Annotated in this window: 18 protein-coding genes; 6 read left to right on the top strand and 12 right to left on the bottom strand. The window is 37.1% G+C overall.

The window, feature by feature from the left end; genetic code table 11:
• The first annotated feature begins 15 nt into the window (after positions 1-15).
• A complete protein-coding gene (locus J4771_RS08155) occupies positions 16-510 on the top strand; it encodes a hypothetical protein (RefSeq protein ID WP_224134476.1) in 495 nt (164 codons plus the stop codon).
• 156 nt (positions 511-666) lie between these two features.
• Positions 667-1935: a serine--tRNA ligase gene (serS, locus tag J4771_RS08150; RefSeq protein WP_224134475.1), complete on the top strand. Its 1269-nt coding sequence runs from the start codon at positions 667-669 to the stop codon at positions 1933-1935.
• Between the two features lie 48 nt (positions 1936-1983).
• Here serS and J4771_RS08145 read toward each other — a convergent pair whose 3' ends face one another.
• The 9 genes from J4771_RS08145 to J4771_RS08105 form a co-directional block, all read right to left on the bottom strand.
• Complete coding sequence (locus tag J4771_RS08145) at positions 1984-2778, bottom strand: hypothetical protein (protein WP_224134474.1); 795 nt, start codon at positions 2776-2778, stop codon at positions 1984-1986.
• Between the two features lie 107 nt (positions 2779-2885).
• The gene (locus J4771_RS08140) at positions 2886-3629 is read right to left on the bottom strand and encodes a sulfite exporter TauE/SafE family protein (protein WP_224134473.1); all 744 of its coding nucleotides are present in this window, start codon (positions 3627-3629) and stop codon (positions 2886-2888) included.
• The gene (locus J4771_RS08135) at positions 3620-4075 is read right to left on the bottom strand and encodes a FixH family protein (protein WP_224134472.1); all 456 of its coding nucleotides are present in this window, start codon (positions 4073-4075) and stop codon (positions 3620-3622) included. Before J4771_RS08135 ends, J4771_RS08140 begins: the two co-directional genes overlap by 10 nt.
• Positions 4076-4084: 9 nt before the next feature.
• A complete protein-coding gene (gene ccoG, locus J4771_RS08130; protein WP_224134471.1) occupies positions 4085-5548 on the bottom strand; it encodes a cytochrome c oxidase accessory protein CcoG in 1464 nt (487 codons plus the stop codon).
• An 88-nt stretch (positions 5549-5636) separates the two neighbouring features.
• The gene (locus J4771_RS08125) at positions 5637-6515 is read right to left on the bottom strand and encodes a c-type cytochrome (RefSeq protein WP_224134470.1); all 879 of its coding nucleotides are present in this window, start codon (positions 6513-6515) and stop codon (positions 5637-5639) included.
• A gap of 19 nt (positions 6516-6534) precedes the next feature.
• Positions 6535-6726: a cbb3-type cytochrome oxidase subunit 3 gene (locus J4771_RS08120; protein ID WP_224134469.1), complete on the bottom strand. Its 192-nt coding sequence runs from the start codon at positions 6724-6726 to the stop codon at positions 6535-6537.
• A gap of 23 nt (positions 6727-6749) precedes the next feature.
• On the bottom strand, positions 6750-9029 hold the full coding sequence (gene ccoN, locus J4771_RS08115; RefSeq protein ID WP_224134468.1) for a cytochrome-c oxidase, cbb3-type subunit I: 2280 nt from the start codon (positions 9027-9029) through the stop codon (positions 6750-6752).
• A 22-nt stretch (positions 9030-9051) separates the two neighbouring features.
• Positions 9052-9246, bottom strand: a complete 195-nt coding sequence (ccoS, locus tag J4771_RS08110) for a cbb3-type cytochrome oxidase assembly protein CcoS (RefSeq protein ID WP_224134467.1) — start codon at positions 9244-9246, stop codon at positions 9052-9054.
• A gap of 113 nt (positions 9247-9359) precedes the next feature.
• Positions 9360-11750, bottom strand: a complete 2391-nt coding sequence (locus J4771_RS08105; protein ID WP_224134466.1) for a heavy metal translocating P-type ATPase — start codon at positions 11748-11750, stop codon at positions 9360-9362.
• Positions 11751-11841: 91 nt separating this feature from the next.
• Here J4771_RS08105 and J4771_RS08100 point away from each other — a divergent pair, with 91 nt between their 5' ends.
• From J4771_RS08100 to J4771_RS08085, 4 genes are all read left to right on the top strand, one after another.
• A complete protein-coding gene (locus J4771_RS08100) occupies positions 11842-12555 on the top strand; it encodes a Crp/Fnr family transcriptional regulator (RefSeq protein ID WP_224134465.1) in 714 nt (237 codons plus the stop codon).
• Between the two features lie 103 nt (positions 12556-12658).
• Positions 12659-13474: a 3-methyl-2-oxobutanoate hydroxymethyltransferase gene (panB, locus tag J4771_RS08095; protein WP_224134464.1), complete on the top strand. Its 816-nt coding sequence runs from the start codon at positions 12659-12661 to the stop codon at positions 13472-13474.
• Positions 13475-13568: 94 nt separating this feature from the next.
• A complete protein-coding gene (locus J4771_RS08090; protein ID WP_224134463.1) occupies positions 13569-13898 on the top strand; it encodes a hypothetical protein in 330 nt (109 codons plus the stop codon).
• Positions 13899-13910: 12 nt separating this feature from the next.
• Positions 13911-14684 carry a sulfite exporter TauE/SafE family protein gene (locus tag J4771_RS08085; protein ID WP_224134462.1) on the top strand — a complete coding sequence of 258 codons (774 nt, stop codon included), beginning with the start codon at positions 13911-13913 and terminating at the stop codon, positions 14682-14684.
• A gap of 43 nt (positions 14685-14727) precedes the next feature.
• On the opposite strand, the gene J4771_RS08080 is transcribed toward J4771_RS08085, so the two are convergent.
• From J4771_RS08080 to J4771_RS08070, 3 genes are all read right to left on the bottom strand, one after another.
• Complete coding sequence (locus tag J4771_RS08080; RefSeq protein WP_224134461.1) at positions 14728-16566, bottom strand: ABC transporter ATP-binding protein; 1839 nt, start codon at positions 16564-16566, stop codon at positions 14728-14730.
• A gap of 134 nt (positions 16567-16700) precedes the next feature.
• Entirely contained in the window at positions 16701-17627 is a 927-nt protein-coding gene (locus J4771_RS08075) for a M28 family metallopeptidase (RefSeq protein ID WP_224134460.1), read from the bottom strand.
• Positions 17628-17718: 91 nt separating this feature from the next.
• Positions 17719-18108, bottom strand: coding sequence for a DUF4293 family protein (locus J4771_RS08070; RefSeq protein ID WP_224134459.1), 390 nt, complete (start codon positions 18106-18108; stop codon positions 17719-17721).
• Between the last annotated feature and the right edge of the window lie 80 nt (positions 18109-18188).

Genomic DNA, 18188 nt, shown 5'->3' with positions numbered 1-18188 from the left:
ATTATCTTTGCTTCAATGAAAAATCTGTTTTTTGTCTTGATGGTGGCTTTTTTCGCATTTCTTTCTTGCAGAAGTGACGAAAGCGATGTGCAGCAGATTGACCAAATTATCAATCTCTACATCGATTCCGCAAATCAAGATATGTTGAATGTGAAGATTAAAGGTTCTTATACAAATATTAGGATGAACGATGTCTATGGAATTACCGACGCAGCTCCCGTAAATTTCACCATGAAGAAAACCACCGACACCATCAATTACATCGAATATATTGCAGGTGCGAAAAGAATTGGCATCGATTCTTCGGCATCTTCAAAAACCTATCAGTCGAAAATCGCCTTGATTATGACTAAAAAAGTGAACGATACCAATAGAATCGTTAATGACACGATGATTATTAATTACACGTCAACTCCCAATTTATTTCAGGTTTCAAAAGTTTGGTATAACGATGTTTTGAAATTTACTAAAGTCGAAGGACAGCCAAACATCGTAAAAATCTCCAAATAATCACTAAATTTGCAGTTCAAGTTACGGGATGCGAGATACGGCTTTCGAGTTACTAAAAGCCTGTTTTCAAACTCAAGTTTTTTTTAAGAAATAAGTAATTAGTGATATATGCGTGTTGCATTATCATTTATCAATTATTAATCATCATTTATCATTATGTTGCAGGTTAATTTTTTGCGCGAAAACAAAGAACGCGTTTTAGAAGGTTTAAATAAAAGGAATTTCAAGCAAATAAATTTGGTCGATGAAGCCATTTCAATGGACGACGAAAGAAAAAAATACCAGTTCGACCTTGACCAAAATTTGGCGGAAATGAATAAAATTTCCAAAGAAATTGGTATTTTAATGAAGGAAGGAAAAAAAGAGGAAGCCGAGAATGCAAAATCTAAAACTGCTGAATACAAAGAAAATTCCCAAGTTCTTCAACAAAAATTAAGAGATTCGGAGGCGAAACTTTTAGAAATTCTTTATCAAATTCCAAACATTCCATTTGAAAAAGTGGTTGCAGGAACTTCTGCGGATGACAACGAAATCGTGTATCAATCGCATGATGTTCAAGGTTTGGGAGAAGGCGCGATTCCACATTGGGAGTTGGCGAAAAAATATAATTTGATTGATTTCGAACTCGGCGTGAAAATCGCAGGTGCCGGTTTTCCTGTGTATTTAGGAAAAGGAGCGCGTTTGCAAAGAGCGCTGGTTCAATATTTTTTAGATAAAAATGTGGATGCAGGTTATTTGGAAGTCAATCCGCCGCATGTGGTGAACGAAGCTTCAGGTTACGGAACCGGACAACTTCCTGATAAAGAGGGCCAAATGTATTTTATTAATGAAGATAACTTGTACTTGATTCCAACTGCAGAAGTTCCGGTAACCAATATTTACCGCGATGTTTTGTTGGATGAAAAAGATTTACCGATAAAAAATACCGCATTTTCACAATGTTACAGAAGAGAAGCGGGAAGTTACGGAGCGCATGTTCGCGGCTTGAACCGCCTTCACCAATTTGAAAAAGTGGAAATTGTAAGGATTGAACATCCTGAAAATTCTTATGCCGCTTTAGAAGAAATGGTAGAACATGTGAAATCTATTTTGATTGATTTGGAGCTTCCTTTCAGAATTTTAAGGCTTTGCGGCGGTGATATGGGATTTACTTCTGCGATGACTTACGATTTCGAAGTTTGGAGTGCGGCTCAGGAAAAATGGTTGGAAGTTTCCTCCGTCTCTAATTTTGAAACTTTCCAGGCAAACCGTTTGAAATGCAGATTTAAAGGTGAAGGAAAAACTCAGTTGGTTCACACATTGAATGGTTCTGCAATGGCTTTACCAAGAATTATGGCAGCACTTTTAGAAAACAACCAAACAGAAGACGGAATCAAAATTCCTGCAAAAATTGCGGAATATGCGAGATTTGAATTGATTAATTAACACAATCAACAATCATAAAAAACCACCAAATTTTGGTGGTTTTTTTGTTTATTCTGTTGTGATAATAATCTTCTTGTCTTTATTCACAAGCGTTTTTCCGTTGTCCATCAAATCTTTGCTTCGTACGTTGATCTGGATGGTTTTATTGTCAATTTGTTTCACAAAATCGTGTTTTCCAACAATCGATTTAATGGGTTTTTGAAATTTCAAAGTGTTGCTGAAATTCATGTTGACCATTTTCATTAAACCCGCCATACTTTGTGCCATCTGTTTTCCGTAGGCTGCAATGGAATCACTTTTTGTTTTAGGTTTTGTGTCGGCTTCTTTATCCGTTGTGTTTTTCGATATTTCGCTAATAAAATCTGCAGAGTTGAATTTGTCGGTATCAATCGTCAAAGTATTTCCATTCCAAGTCGCCATGTCCTGAAGAGGAAGGCTTTTTAATTGCTTGCTTTGAGAAAGAAGACTTGCGATTTCCCCAGGAAGAAGTTTGTCGTATTTTAAGGAAAGTCCGTAAATTTCGTCTTTATTTTTGTTTAGCTTCAAAAACATTTTTTTCAGCACTTTTGCCGAATCTTGATTTAAGGTAATTGTACCGTTTTTCTGCAAGTCGAAAAGACTTTTCCAATCCGTAGTCAGATTTCCTAAATCTGTTGATTTTTTCAAAACATCGGTATTATTTCCCATCATATTCATCATTCCAAGCATGCTTTGATCTATCAGAATATGTGACTCCATGCTGGTTGCCGAATCTTTGTAATAGGTGGTTTCTGTACTTACATTACACGATTGCAAAATTGCCAGCGCAAAAACCGAAATCCAAAGTCCAAGTTTTTTAATCATTTTTGAATTTATTAAATGTGCTATTTAGATTCAAAAGCGATACCAAAGTTAATTTTGGATTTAATGAAAAGTGTTTTCGAATATTTAGAAGGATGTAAAATTCTGTCTTAATGACAAGTCGCGTGATTTCCTTCCTGATGTTCTGTAGAATTATTGTGGATTATTTTCAAGGCTTCTTTCTTCGGTGAAATATAAGGAATCCCGATTTCTAATCCACGAAGTATGAAAAGTCCGCCCAAAACAATCATTAAGACAGGGACGAATTTTAGGATTTTAATTCTGAAAGCGGTAGTCATTAAATTCCCTAAAAGAACAACGGCAAACATAAACGGCAAAGTTCCCAATCCGAAAAGTGCCATGAAACTTGCTCCCTGCCAAATTCCTCCTGCAGCCAAACTTGCGGTTAAAGCCATGTAAACCATTCCGCAAGGTAAAAATCCGTTGAGAATTCCTGTGGTAAATCGGGAACGGTAATCTGCTTTTTGCAAAAGTTTTCCCAAATTCATTTTTACCTGCAACAACAATTTAGAAAGAAATGGAATTTTTGATGCGAAATCATTTCCGCCAAAAGAAAAAATCGCCATTAGAATGAGTAAAATTCCAACCGCAATCGTTAAATATTGCTGAAATCCCGCCATTTCAAAACCTTGTCCCACAATTCCTAACAGTGTGCCCAGAAGCGAATAGGTAAAAATTCTACCGAATTGGTAAGTAAGATTTTGAAAATAATAATTCGTTGCCTGTTTTTTGGTTAAACCCATCGAAAGCGCAATCGGTCCGCACATTCCGATACAGTGAAAACCGGATGCGAAACCTAAACCAATCGCAGAAATGATGAGTGCTAATTCCATAATACGTCGTAATCAACTTGATACGGTTTTTTATTTTGAGACCATTTTACCTTTAAAGTGTAAGAACCCTTCTTGATCACTTTTTCAGGAATTAAAATAGAATTTTGGTTATCCAACTGCAGTTCTTTTTTCACATCAAGATTTGCATCATCTGTTCTAAAAAGTTCAAAATTCACCTTTTTATTATCTGCAACTAAATTAACGGGAAACTGAATTTTCATTCCTTCGGGAATTTGTTGGTATTGAGGTTTTTCAGCAAGTTGATCAGCATTGTTTTTGGCATCGATTACTTTTTGGTAAGTAAGTTCATCCTCATAATAACTTTGGGAAACCAATTCTGAATTCTTCTGGCCATTCGGAAAAACCAAAATCATAAATAGTATAAACGCGATGAACAAACCGAGAGCAAGTGCGACACCATGTCCCCAATTGAATTTTTTAAACATAATTATTTTTTAGAACTGAATTTTGAAAGGTCCCTCGAAATAAGTCTCAAAGGTATCCAATAATTTTCCTGACTGATCGTAAACACCAATTTTCACATTCTGTTTGGAAAGTTTTATCTCTTTTTCAGGGAAACTGATATTCACGGTACCTTTTGCCATCTGATCTTTTTTCAGCACAATTTTTTCATCTTCTCCCATGGAAATTGTTCCATGTTGAGGATCAATAATTTTGATGGTAACAATCTGATCCTTATTGGATTTATTAAGGAAGGTATAGTTGTAGCTATTTGTTATTTTTCCGTCGCGCACGAAGAAGGATGAACCTGCAGGTTTGATGAATTTGGCTTCCATTGTTCCACGGTTACTCAAAAGAAATCCTAAAAACCCAATTAAAAGAAGTAGAACCGCAGAGTAAGCTTTCATTCTTCCTGTGAACTTGAATTTCTGTTCTTTTTCAATTTCGTCTTCTGTTGCATATCGGATTAATCCTTTCGGTAAACCAACTTTCACCATTACTTCATCGCAGGCGTCGATACATGCGGTACAGTTGACACATTCTAATTGTTGACCATCTCTGATGTCGATTCCTGTAGGACAAACCACAACGCATTGGTTACAGTCGATACAGTCGCCTTTTCCTTCCGCTTTTCGGTCTTCGCCTTTTCTCCATTTTGCACGGTTTTCACCTCTTTTGAAATCGTAATAAACATTAATGGTTTGTTTGTCAATCAAAACGCCCTGCAGTCTTCCATAAGGACAAACGAGAGTACAAACCTGTTCTCTAAACCAAGCGAATGTGAAATAAAAGGCAGCGGTAAATAAAATCATCACCAGAAAATTGGTGAAATTCTCAAACGGACCTTCCTGCATGATTCTAAATACCTCTTGATATCCGACAATATACATGAACATCCAGTGTGTAATAATGAGGGAAATAATGATATAAATTCCCCATTTCAAGGAGCGTTTCCAAATTTTTTCGACGTTCCATTCTTGGCGGTCGAGCTTCATTTGCTTGTTTCGGTCGCCTTCGATGGCATACTCAATTTTGCGGAAAATCATTTCTAGGAAAATTGTTTGCGGACAAATCCATCCACAAAAAATTCTCCCAAAAACCACCGTAAATAAAATGATGAAAACAATAGAAGTAATCGCACCCAAAGCAAGAATAAAGAAATCCTGCGGGTAGAATGGCTGTCCAAAAATAAAGAATTGCCTGTCCAAAATATTAAGGAGCAGAACAGGGTTTCCGTTGATTTTAATAAAAGGCAAAGCAAAGAAAACAGCCAACAAAAGTATTGCGACCAAAGTTCGGTAGTTGGTATATCTTCCGCTTGGTTTCCGTGGAAAAACCCACTTACGTTTGCCGCTTTGATCCATGGTGTTTACGGAATCTCTGAAAGTTTCCGCTTCAATTACTTGTCCTTGTCCGCCTTTTAGTCCTTCTCTGAAAACATTCTGTTCGTCTGCCATTGCACTGTTTCATTAAAAAAGAAAACATAATCCTTATCTCTCATGCAAAAGATATCGGATTATGTTTTCAAAGTAGTTTGTTTTTTAGTTATTTTTCCCAATTTGCAGGAGTTCCTTGCGGAGCTGCACCTCCTTGAGCAGGAGTAATTGGTGGTTGTTCTTGGTTGATATGATAAACATAAGCCGCTACGTTTTGAATATCAAATCCTGTAAGAACTCCATTTTTTCCCCATGCCTGCATGGAAGGGTTGTTTGGCGAACCGTTCTCAACCATGTGGAAAACGTTTTTGAATAAAGTTTTTTCAGGTTGATTAATCCAAGTGTTATCGGTTAAGTTCGGACCGATTCCACCTTTTCCACCATCACCATGGCAAGAAACACAGTTTGTTTTGAAAACTTCTTCACCTGCTGCAATATTGTCAGCTGAATAAACTGCATTTTCAATAGTTGGCGGAGGTGTATTTTTCATGTATTCAGCAATATTTGCTGTTTGTGCCTTATATTCTGCGTCATATTCTGCACCTTGGTGCGCAAAATCAGTCAGCCAATAAGAAAGCAGATATACAACACAGTATGCAACACCAAACCAAAATAAACCAAGCCACCATTTTGGCAACTGATTATCCAACTCCATAATTCCATCGAAACCGTGGTCAATAAGGATGTCTTTTTCTTCTGTGTTTGATTGTTTTTTGAATGCACTGTCATAAAGTCCTTTGAAATAAGGAACTTTTTTAGCCTGTAAATATTCAGCCTGTTCAGCTTGACTTAATTTTTTGAATTTATCATTCTCGATTAAATCTCCAATTGCATGGTGAATCAGCGCAAGAATCGAACTGATTACTACCGTTCCCCAAAAATATGGTGAAGAAAGGAATGAGGAATTCTGTACAAACATATAATACACAATGAATAAAATCACAAGTATTATGGATATTGTCACGTAAACGGGTGTTCTTTGTTTCATAATAGTTTAATTTTTAGAATTAAAGATCTTTATCTTCAATATCATCATCTAAAGGGGCATTCGCTTCTTCGTCGTAATATTTTTTCGGACGGGAGAAAACCCAGTAAACAATCCCAAGAAAAAAGATAATAAAAATAATCATGGACAAGGTTTGGTAAAGACCAACGTTTTCGCCATTTGCTAAAATATCTTTTAAACTCTGTGGTATCATTCGAATGTCCCTTTAGCGATTATTTAGTTTGTACTTGCTGTTTTAATTTCAGTAGTTTTAATATCGGTTCCAAGTCTTTGCAGATATGCAATCAAAGCAACGATTTCTTTCTTTTCAAGCGGAGTGAAGTTTGCTCCTTCTTGCGCTTTTCTCTCGTCGTATGCTTTTTTCACATCCGCAGCTTCAGAATAAATCTGCTTCACAATGTGCGCTGCCTGATTATCTGCCCATTTATCAGCTGAATCAATTTCTGCGTTTGAATAAGGAACATCAAATACATTTTTCATCAACTTGATTTTATCAACCATTTTGCTTCTGTCCAAATCGTTAGCAATTAACCAAGGATAACGCGGCATAATAGAGCCAGCAGAAGTTACTCTTGGATTCAACATGTGTTTGTAATGCCAAGAACTTGGGTTTTTACCACCTTCTCTATGTAAATCCGGACCTGTTCTTTTTGAACCCCAAAGGAATGGTCTGTCGTAAATAAATTCTCCGGCTTTGGAATACTGCCCGTTTTTACCATTAAATCTTACGATTTCATCACGGAAAGGTCTGATTATCTGAGTGTGACAAGCGTTACATCCTTCTCTGATATATAAATCTCTACCTTCTAATTCCAATGGAGAATAAGGTTTCACCGCGGCAATTGTTGGTACATTGTCTTTTATTGTTAAAGTTGGTACAATTTCGATGAAACCACCGATTGCAACCGCAACGAAAGATAGAACTGTCATCAACATCGGCATTCTTTCTAACCATAAATGCCATCCTTCACCTTCTTTTCTAACATTACCAATATTTGCCAATGCAGGAGCTTCTGCAGGAACATTCTTTTGGAATGATCCGCTTCTTACTGTTGCAACAACGTTTACACACATCAAGATTGCTCCTGAAATATACAGTAAACCACCCACAAATCTCATCTGATAGTAAGGGATAATCGCCGTAACAGTATCTAACCAGTTTTTATAAACCAAAGTTCCGTCTGGATTAAATTGTTTCCACATCAAGCCTTGTGTAAATCCTGCGATATATAAAGGAACAGCATAGAAAATAATCCCTAAAGTTCCCAACCAGAAATGCCAGTTAGCCAATTTTACAGACCACAATTTGGTTCTCCACATAATTGGTAATAGATAATAAATCATACCAAATGCCATGAATCCATTCCAACCAAGTGCACCTACGTGAACGTGACCAATTACCCAGTCGGTAAAGTGCCCAATTTTGTTTAAAGTTTTTGTTGCCAAAAGCGGACCTTCAAAAGTTGCCATACCATAACAAGTTACCGCAACTACAAAGAATTTAAGTACAGGATTTTCACGAACTTTATCCCATGCTCCTCTTAAGGTCAGAAGTCCGTTCAACATTCCTCCCCAAGATGGTGCAATCAACATAATGGAGAAACCTGTTCCCAAAGCTTGCGCCCAACCAGGAATTGCAGTGTACTGCAAATGGTGAGGACCTGCCCAGATATAAACGAAGATCAGGGACCAGAAGTGAATAATGGATAATTTATAAGAAAATACTGGTCGGTCTGCAGCTTTCGGCAAGAAGTAATACATCAAACCTAGCACTGGAGTTGTTAAAACAAACGCTACTGCATTATGTCCGTACCACCACTGAACTAAAGCATCTTTAACTCCTGAATAAGCAGAATAAGATTTCCAACCTGCGAAAGACAACGGAACTTCTAAGTTATTGAAAATGTGAAGCATCGCAATCGCAACCCATGTTCCCAAATAGAACCAAATTGCAACGTACAGGTGACGCACTCTTCTTCTTGCAATGGTACCGAACATATTGATACCGAAGATCACCCAAATAATGGTAATCAGAATATCGATCGGCCATTCGTGCTCTGCATATTCTTTAGAGGTGTTGATCCCCATTAAGAAAGTGATAACTACTGCAACAATCATCAGTTGCCATCCCCAGAAATGAATCCAGGAAAGGGTGTCACTCCACATTCTTGTTTTCAGCAAACGCTGCATGGAATAATACGCTCCGGCAAAAAATCCGTTACATACAAATGCGAAAATTACTGCACTGGTATGCAGCATTCTGATTCGGCCAAAACCAAACGCACCATGCGTGTTGATTAATCCCTGAAGATTACCGCTTTGTAAACTCGCGATGGTTGCATCGTCTGTTCCGAAGAGATACTCAGGAAGTTCCGGATAGAAAAGCATTAATGCCGCAGTAAGCCCCAATAAAAATCCAACGTGTCCGAAAACTACCGTTGCATAAAGAAACGCTCGCACAATGCTGTTGTCATAACTAAACTTTTGTGTTTCCATATTAACTAATCACTTTTTTCTTCTATATTTTTTTAATGTCTTCTTCCTTCTTATCCTCGTTTTCTGGTTCTTTTATGATTTCCGAGTCAAGTAAAATCCTTACTGCGGGTGATTCATCATCTTCAAACTGCCCTTTTTTTGCATTCACTATAAAAATGATTAAAAAAATTACAGCTAATGTCACGCTGCACAGAATCATTAAATAGAGTATATCCATACTTTTGCAAATTTAAAAATAAACTTCTTCAAAAATAGGTAAAAATTATGATTTTCGTCACAGAGTGTTAATTAATGTTAATTTAAAACTTTTCTAAATAAAGAACATAACTATTACTGATTGATTTTGAAATATTTAGTGCTCCTAAACCAAGTTGCAGCCGAAGTAAACGCCACTACACTAATCGAACTTATCGGCATAATAATCGCGGCAAAAAGTGGCGACATGTGTCCTGTAACCGCAAAACTCAGCCCGATAATGTTGTAAAAAAAGCTGATTGCAAAGGTCATTTTTACAATCTTCATCGCGTCTTTTGAAAAATCAAAATATTTATCTAAATCCGTCAGTTTTTCTCCCGACATAATCACATCCGAAGAAGGCGTAAAAGAATTCGTATCATCCGCAACCGCGATTCCCACGTTACTTTGCTTCAAAGCTCCTGCATCGTTTAATCCGTCTCCCAACATCGCAACTTTCTGATGTTGGTCTTGAAGATTTTTAATATAATTCAATTTATCTTCGGGACTTTGGTTGAAAGCCATTCCATCTGCATTCGGAATAATGGTTTTCAAGACTTTTTCTTCCGAGGCGTTATCTCCACTTAAAATATGGATTTTATAATCATAGAGTCTTTTAAATAAAGAATTTAAATTTTCACGGTATTCATTTTTAAAGATAAATTTTCCAATGAATTCATCATTTTTGCTGACGTAAACAGCGGTTTCCAGATTTTTCGATTCTTGACGAACCAAACTTGCGGAGCCAATCTTGTAAAGATTTCCTCGAACTTGCGCCTCATAACCTTTTCCTGCAAGTTCCTTAAAGTTTTCAATCGGGTAATACTCATCCTCAATTTCTAAAAATTCATATACTCCTTTCGATAATGGATGGTTTGAATTTTTAACCAAACTCTTGATGTTTTTTAAGTCAAATTCTTGAATTTCAGTTCCTTCAAAAGTGACATCTGATTTTTTCTGATGCGTGATTGTTCCCGTTTTATCGAAAACAACAGTTCCGATTTTAGAAATTTTTTCAATTGTCAAAGTGTCTTTAACGTAGAACTTATTTCTTCCCAAAATCCGCATGACGTGACCAAAAGTAAACGGTGCAGACAACGCCAAAGCACATGGACACGCAATAATCAAAATCGCAGCAACCACCTGAAACATTTTTTCAAAATCGATTCTTGCCCAATAAATCCCTGCAATCATTGTGATTCCTAAAATAATGAAAGTGAAATATTTTGAAATTTCGTTCGTCAAAGTATCGAGTCCTGTTTCGTGTTTTTTGAAGGCTTCCTTGTTCCAAAGTTGCGTCAAATAGCTTTGATTCACGGTTTTTATCACTTCCAATTCCAGGGCAGAACCGATTTGTTTTCCGCCCGCAAAAATTTTGTCGCCCGCTTTTTTAGGAATAGAAGCGCTTTCTCCCGTGATAAAACTGTTGTCAATATTTCCTTCGCCATTAATCAAAACCGCATCCACAGGAATAATTTCCTGATTACGAACCATGATTCGGTCGCCAATTTTCAATTCAGAAAGTAAAATGTTGTCCTGTTTACCGTTAAAATCAACTTTAGTTACCGCAATCGGATAGAAAGATTTATAGTCGCGGTCGTAGGAAAGTGCGCTGTACGTTCGCTTCTGAAAGAGTTTTCCCATCAACATGAAAAAAAGCAAACCGCACAAAGTGTCGAAATATCCTGCTCCATAATCAGTAAGAACTTCATAAATACTTCTTCCGTAAAGCATGATGATTCCCAACACAATCGGAACATCGATATTCACAACCTTATTTTTCAAGCCATACCAAGCGGATTTAAAATAATCGGATGCCGAATAAAAAACCACGGGAGTTGCCAACAAAAACATGATGAATCGGAATAAATCCTTGTATTTTTCGAACCAAAAATCACTCGTTCCCATCAATTCTGCAGCGTATTCAGGATACGAAAAGAACATCCCGTTTCCGAAAGCAAATCCTGCAATCGCCCATTTTATCAGCAAAGTTTTGTCGAGTTTTTCTTCAGTTTTCTCGGCGGTTTCTAAATTGATGACAGGTTTGTAGCCAAGATTCGTCAAAAATTTTGCAAGTTCGCTTAACTTTAATTGATTGTGATTAAAAGAAATCTGAACATTTTTTCGAGTAAAGTTGACTTGAGAATAATTGATGTTTTTATTCAGATTCTGAAGACTTTCCAAAAGCCAAATGCAGGATGAGCAATGAATCACAGGAATTTTGAAAGTCACCAAACTCGTATTGCCTTCTGAAAAATCGGTGACTCTGTCGAAAATTTCGGAAGTGTCGAGATAATCGAACTGTGAAGTATTTTCGTCATTCGGACGAATTCCCGAACGCTTATTGAGTTCATAAAAATTACCTAAATCATTGATGTTCAGGATTTCATAAACCGATTTGCAACCATTGCAACAAAAAATCTTCTCATCGAACGGAATTCGTTCTCTGTCAATCTCTTGTCCGCAATGAAAACAGTTTTCTGCCACTTCCTTTAAAATTTAACACGCAAAATTATAACAAATAAATTTGTGCTTCGGTTTTAATTGTCCTATTTTTGCTGATAAATGTCATAAAATTATGTCGCTAGAAAAACAAACGCTGATTGAGGAGAATTTACAAAAAACCTTTAATGAAGAGTCTTTCAGAGAAACACTTTCTGCTAAAGATTTTGAAAAATATGTTTCCGCAAAACAAACCCTAAAATTTCATAAAGGCGAAACCATTTTTGAGGATGGTGAAAATGCAAAAGGAGTTTATTTCATCACGAAAGGAACTGCAAAACTCTCCAAACAAGGCGTTTATGGAAAAGAACAAATTTTAAGGTTTATCAAAACAGGAGATTTAATCGGTTATCGTTCCCTTCTTTGCGGCGAAGATTTTCAGGCAAAAGCTGAAGCAATGACCGAACTTGAAGCGACATTTTTACCTTCAGATATTTTCCTGCATTTATTGGAAGTGGATTCCAAACTTGCTTTTGTGATGTTGCAGAAAATTGCTTTTGAATTGGGCGAATCTTCCAATACCGTAACTTTTCTTGCACAAAAAACCGTGCGTGAAAGATTGGCGGAAATTTTACTTTTACTTGAACAAAAATTAGGAACCGATCCTGAAGGTTTCATCAAAATTTCTTTGACGAGGGAAGAAATCGCAAACATCATCGGAACCGCTACAGAAAGCGCAATCCGTTTAATCTCCGAATTTAAACAGGACGGACTTATCGAAGTTGAAGGTAGAAATATAAAAATCTTGAATCACGAGAAGTTGATAAAACTGGGTCACGTCATTATATAGGCTAGATGATGGAAGATGGATGCTGGAAGTTTACAAATTCAGATAAAATTTTTCATCCGCTTTGAAGCACCCGACATCCAACACCAAACACCCAACAAATTTTATGTCTGTACATTCCGAAATCAAAAAAATTACCACCGAAACTTTGCGAAAAATGAAATTCGACAAAGAAAAAATCACCATGCTTACTGCATACGATTTCACGACTGCAAAAATGGTGGATGCAGGTGGAATTGACGCCATTTTGGTGGGAGATTCCGCATCGAACGTAATGGCGGGTTACGAAACGACTTTGCCGATTACGCTTGACCAAATGATTTATCATGCTCAATGTGTGATTCGTGGAGTTAACCGCGCTTTGGTGGTGGTAGATTTACCTTTCGGAAGTTATCAGTCAAATCCGGAAAAAGCTTTGGAATCTGCCGTGAGAATCATGAAGGAATCCGAAGCTCACGCGATAAAACTGGAGGGCGGAAAAGAAGTGGAGAAATCCATCAAAAAAATTGTGAATGCAGGAATTCCTGTGATGGGGCATTTGGGTTTAACTCCGCAATCAATTTATCAATTCGGAACCTATAAAGTTCGTGCAAAAGAAGAAGAGGAAGCAGAAAAATTAATGAGCGACGCCAAACTTTTGGAAGAATTGGGTTGTTTCGCATTGGTTTTGGAAAAAATTCCTGCCGCTTTAGCGAAAAAAGTTTCCGAAAGCATTTCCATTCCTACGATTGGAATTGGAGCGGGACCCGACTGCGACGGACAAGTTTTGGTTTATCACGATATGGTGGGAATGAACAAAGATTTTTCGCCGAAATTTTTAAGAAGATACCTCGATTTATACACCGAAATTACGGGTGCGGTTTCGCAATACGTGAAAGATGTGAAAAGTTCGGATTTTCCTAATCAGAATGAGAGTTATTAAACTTCTTTACAAAGATCAATAGGAACGGGCTTTAGCCCGTTTGCTAAAATACCTATTTCAATTTGGCTTTAGCCAAAATTTATTTTTTAAATTCATGAACACCAATACCACAACCATACAGGGAATTCTTTCAATCGGCGCACTGATTTGTCTTGCCGTAGGATTTTTCAACCTGCTTTCACCTGAGTTGAACAACCTGCTTTACAACAAAATTTTCTACATTTTAATTGGAGCGAGTTTCTTTCTGCAGGCACCGACTTTGACCAACAAAAATTTCCTTTATCCAATGTATGTTGCGGCGGGACTTTGCATTATCGGTGCATTTCTTCCGACCGATTCGCAATATTCCTACATCAAAACGATTGGTCTTTTTGCGGGAGTAATCCTTTCGATTTTTAGCAGACCGAGACAGACTCGCCAATAACTTCCTAAAGTCATGCAGGAAATTATCATCATAATCACGGCGTTTCTTGCATCGGGACTCACTTTCTTTTCGGGATTCGGATTAGGAACGATTCTTCTTCCTGTTTTTGCGATTTTCTTTCCTGTCGAAATTGCGGTGGCTTTAACGGCGATTGTGCATTTCCTCAACAACGTTTTCAAATTTTTTCTTGTTGGAAAAAGCATTGATAAATCCATCCTGTGGCAATTCGGAATTCCTGCAATAATCTCAGCTTTTGTCGGAGCTTTTGTCCTGAATTATCTTTCAGACTTGAAACCGTTTCACGAATATCAACTTTTGGGAAAGACCTTCCAAATGACTTTAATTAAAATTATCATTGCGGCTTTGCTGATATTTTTTGCACTTTTCGACTTAATTCCGAAACTTAAAAATTTAGAATTCAACAAAAAATATTTGCCAATCGGTGGATTCATCAGCGGATTTTTTGGCGGACTTTCAGGACATCAAGGAGCATTGAGGTCGGCTTTTCTAATTCGTTCAGGCTTATCGAAAGAAAGTTTTATTGCGACAGGAATTGCGATTGCCTGTTTGATTGATGTGACGCGACTTGCCGTTTATGCAGAAAATATTGTGAAAAATCACGAAACGTTAAATTGGAATCTGGTTTTGATTGCGACGCTTTCTGCTTTTGCAGGAGCTTTTCTTGGAAATAAAATGTTGAAGAAAATGACCATTTCTGCACTTCAAAGTTTTGTTGCGGTGGCGTTGATTGTGTTTTCTGTCTTTCTTGGATTGGGAATTATTTAAACAGAAGGATATTTAGCGAACCGCTTCTCGAAATTTTACAGCCTTAACCGAAGTTTTGCAATTCTACCAATTTCCGGTATACCCCGTTTTTATCGAAGAGTTCGTGGTGAGTTCCCTGTTCCACGATTTCGCCGCGTTCCATAACCACAATCCAGTCTGCTTTTTGAATAGTTGAAAGTCGGTGAGCGATGACCAAAGAAGTGCGGTTTTCCATCATTTTTTCTAACGCGTCCTGAACAAATCTCTCTGATTCTGTGTCTAATGCGGAAGTTGCTTCATCCAAGATCATAATTGGCGGGTTCTTCAAAACGGCTCTTGCAATGGAAACCCTTTGTTTTTGTCCACCCGAAAGCTTGTTTCCGTCGTCGCCGATGTTGGTAAAATATTTGTCGGGCAGATTTTCAATAAATTGATGTGCGTTTGCAATTTTCGCGGCGGATATCACTTCAGCTTCGGTTGCATTGGGTTTTCCCATCAAAATATTGTTGAAAACAGAATCATTAAATAAAACCGATTCCTGCGTTACCATACCCAAAAGATGACGGTAATCTTTTACGCTTAAATCTTTGATATTTACGCCGTCAACTAAAATTTCGCCTTCGGAAACGTCGTAAAATCGTGCAAGCAAATTGGCGATCGTTGTTTTACCCGAACCTGATTGCCCAACCAAAGCAATCGTTTTTCCTTTCGGAATCGTAAGGTTGAAGTTCTTCAGAATCACATTATCTTTATCGTAAAAGAAGCCAATGTTTTTAAATTCAATTTTATCTTTTAAAGTAGAAATCGGAACTGGATTTTCTGCTTCATCAATTTTTAAATCATAATCTAAAACTTCTGAAACTCTGTCCAAACTCGCCATTCCGCCTTGAATGGCGGAAAACGCATTGGATAATTTTTTCGCAGGATCCAAAATTTGGAAGAAAACTCCTATGAAAGCCAAGAAAGTTACAGGATCCTTATTCACGCCGTTAATGATTTGAACCCCTGCAAACCAAGTGATAATCAACATGGTAACAGAACCCAAAAATTCGCTCATTGGTGAAGCGAGTTCTCGTCTTCTGCTCATTCCAATCGCGTATTTTTGCCAATTGTCGGTTGTTTTGTTGAAGCGGTTTTTGAGGATTTTATCGGCATTAAAAATCTTGATGACTTTAGAGGATTTCAAAGTTTCATCCACCAAAGAGAAAAGGTTTCCCAATTCTTCCTGTGCGGAAGTTGCGTGTTTTTTTAAACTTTTTCCCACCCAGGAAATCAGCCAACCCATGATCGGAAATACCAAAAGTGAGAAAAGTGTTAAAGTCGGTGATAAAATAAATAAGGTAATTAATGACGAAATAATCATAAACGGCGAGTTCAGCAAATCGACCAAACTTCCCATAATTCCGCCTTCAACCGCACCAATGTCGTTGGAAATTCGCGACATCATATCGCCTTTTCTTTGTTCTGTAAAAAACGAAACGGGCAATTTCAAAAATTTGTCATACATCGCAGTTCGCAAATCTTTGGTAATTCCGACACGATAATTCACGAGCAAATAGGAACCTAAATATCTGAACAAATTTCGTAACAAAAAGGCAACTCCCGTAATTCCACAAAGTACCGCCAAAACTTGAATAGCGCCGTATTCATTGATGTTCATCTGAATTTTGTAATACGCCATATCTTTCAGGTAACCGAAATAATCCGCAAATTTTCCGCTGTAAACAGGAACTACCGAAGTATCGACTTCTTTGTCGAGTTTAAAGAGAATTCGCAGAATTGGAAGCATCGTGACGATGGAAAAAATCTGCAGTAATGAATAGAGCAGATTAAAAAAGATGCTTCCGAAAAGGTATTTTTGGTGCGGTTTTGCGAAAGAAAGGATTCGGTGAAGTGGCTTCATCTGCTGATTTCTATTGTTTTTTTGTCAGATGGAACATCCAATAAATTTCGATTTACTAAACTTTGAAATATTGATCTGTGGATGTTTCATTAAATGAATTAATTCGCAAAATTACGGAATTTCAAGCAGATGTTTTACTTATTAAAATTTACATTCTCACTATATTTCGGAGCAAAGTTTTCAGGCTTCAATTTCTCAATAGTTTTACTTAAATTGTTGATGATTTGAGTAACATTTCCAAAATCAACCACGCTTAATTCGTCATTCAACTGGTGATAATGGGTCGCTGTATTCATATTCACGGTGGAAAAAGAATGTGCAATTATTTTCTTTCGAACAAACATCACGTTATCTGAACGGTAAAAAAGTTGTTGGCCTTTGTAAGGATCAGGAAAAATTTTTAATCTATTTTCTGCATTGGTATTGAAAAGTTCATCAAGATTAGAAAATTCGTCACCCGTCATGAAAAGCGCATTCGGACCAAATTGGGAAACCGTCGCCACCATTTCAAAATTTAATAATGCATTGATATTTTGATATTCCGAGTGCAAAGCGGGATTTTCAGCAATTGCTTTGGAACCTTTCATTCCTTTTTCCTCTCCATTAAAAGCGATGAACATCATTGAAAAATTGGGTTTTTTTTCTTTGAAATAATCAGCAATTCCAACAACCGTTGTCACGCCACTTGCATTGTCATCTGCGCCGTTGTACACGTTGTCACCTTTTTTATTGGTAAAACCGATGTGGTCGAAATGTGCGGTAAATGCTAAAGTTTTATCCGATTTTCCTTTCTTAATTCCACAAACATTGTAGGCGACTTTTCCCTTGTATTCAAAAGGAACGAGATAAGAATCACCGGTACAGAAATCGAGATTGTTTTCCTTAAAAAGTTTGGCAATATAAACTGCGGCGGAATCATTTTCGGGAGTGCCGATTTCTCTGCCCTTCATTTCATCGGAAGCAAGTGTTGAAAGAACTTTTGTAACACGTTCTTGCGAAACTTCTTGAGCGTAATTTAAATTGAAAAGAAATAAGATGAAGAAAGGAAGAAGTTTTTTCATTGATAATTTTCGATAAAGATATAGCTTTTTATAAATGAAAAAAAACAGCTCCAAAAAGGAACTGTTTCACTCAAAAAAAATCGTTGTAAGTTTAGCGGAGCCGGTCCACAGATTTTACGAGCCGTTCGTCTTTCCGGATATAAACATTTGCAATGAGCAAACATATTATTGATAAAAACGGAAAAACAGGCTCAATACCCTTCTCAGGAAAATCAATTCCTCCGGATAAAGTGAGTAGCCAATACGCCAATAAACCGAGCAACAAAGCGTTTATGAAAATGCTGATATTGTTCAGCGTAATCTGTCTTTTTCTATCCTTGTAACTTAGAATGCTGATGAATCCAAATAAAACCAAAGCAACACAAGCAATTGAAATGAATGGAGTTGGCCCGAAAAGCGAAAAATCCTGCCCGGTAACGAACAGAAAAACGGCTCCCAAAATCGCCAAAAATATCCATACAGTCTGTATTCTTTGTAGCATCTTATCTGAAAGTGTGTTGCAAAAATAGCAATATTTTTTTGCATAATTAAATTTTTAGTGTAGATTTGCACTATTATTGC

The sequence above is a fragment of the Candidatus Kaistella beijingensis genome, assembly GCF_020084865.1.
GTDB lineage: Bacteria > Bacteroidota > Bacteroidia > Flavobacteriales > Weeksellaceae > Kaistella > Kaistella beijingensis.
The sequence above is the reverse complement of the archived record's forward strand: the minus strand, read 5'-3'. Positions and strand labels throughout refer to the sequence as shown.

Excerpts from the sequence above, each read along its gene's own strand:
- J4771_RS08155 (WP_224134476.1), top strand. The coding sequence starts at position 16 with ATGAAAAATCTGTTTTTTGTCTTGATGGTGGCTTTTTTCGCATTTCTT.
- serS (WP_224134475.1), top strand. The coding sequence starts at position 667 with ATGTTGCAGGTTAATTTTTTGCGCGAAAACAAAGAACGCGTTTTAGAA.
- J4771_RS08145 (WP_224134474.1), bottom strand. The coding sequence starts at position 2,778 with ATGATTAAAAAACTTGGACTTTGGATTTCGGTTTTTGCGCTGGCAATT.
- J4771_RS08140 (WP_224134473.1), bottom strand. The coding sequence starts at position 3,629 with ATGGAATTAGCACTCATCATTTCTGCGATTGGTTTAGGTTTCGCATCC.
- J4771_RS08135 (WP_224134472.1), bottom strand. The coding sequence starts at position 4,075 with ATGTTTAAAAAATTCAATTGGGGACATGGTGTCGCACTTGCTCTCGGT.
- ccoG (WP_224134471.1), bottom strand. The coding sequence starts at position 5,548 with ATGGCAGACGAACAGAATGTTTTCAGAGAAGGACTAAAAGGCGGACAA.
- J4771_RS08125 (WP_224134470.1), bottom strand. The coding sequence starts at position 6,515 with ATGAAACAAAGAACACCCGTTTACGTGACAATATCCATAATACTTGTG.
- J4771_RS08120 (WP_224134469.1), bottom strand. The coding sequence starts at position 6,726 with ATGATACCACAGAGTTTAAAAGATATTTTAGCAAATGGCGAAAACGTT.
- ccoN (WP_224134468.1), bottom strand. The coding sequence starts at position 9,029 with ATGGAAACACAAAAGTTTAGTTATGACAACAGCATTGTGCGAGCGTTT.
- ccoS (WP_224134467.1), bottom strand. The coding sequence starts at position 9,246 with ATGGATATACTCTATTTAATGATTCTGTGCAGCGTGACATTAGCTGTA.
- J4771_RS08100 (WP_224134465.1), top strand. The coding sequence starts at position 11,842 with ATGTCGCTAGAAAAACAAACGCTGATTGAGGAGAATTTACAAAAAACC.
- panB (WP_224134464.1), top strand. The coding sequence starts at position 12,659 with ATGTCTGTACATTCCGAAATCAAAAAAATTACCACCGAAACTTTGCGA.
- J4771_RS08090 (WP_224134463.1), top strand. The coding sequence starts at position 13,569 with ATGAACACCAATACCACAACCATACAGGGAATTCTTTCAATCGGCGCA.
- J4771_RS08085 (WP_224134462.1), top strand. The coding sequence starts at position 13,911 with ATGCAGGAAATTATCATCATAATCACGGCGTTTCTTGCATCGGGACTC.
- J4771_RS08080 (WP_224134461.1), bottom strand. The coding sequence starts at position 16,566 with ATGAAGCCACTTCACCGAATCCTTTCTTTCGCAAAACCGCACCAAAAA.
- J4771_RS08075 (WP_224134460.1), bottom strand. The coding sequence starts at position 17,627 with ATGAAAAAACTTCTTCCTTTCTTCATCTTATTTCTTTTCAATTTAAAT.
- J4771_RS08070 (WP_224134459.1), bottom strand. The coding sequence starts at position 18,108 with ATGCTACAAAGAATACAGACTGTATGGATATTTTTGGCGATTTTGGGA.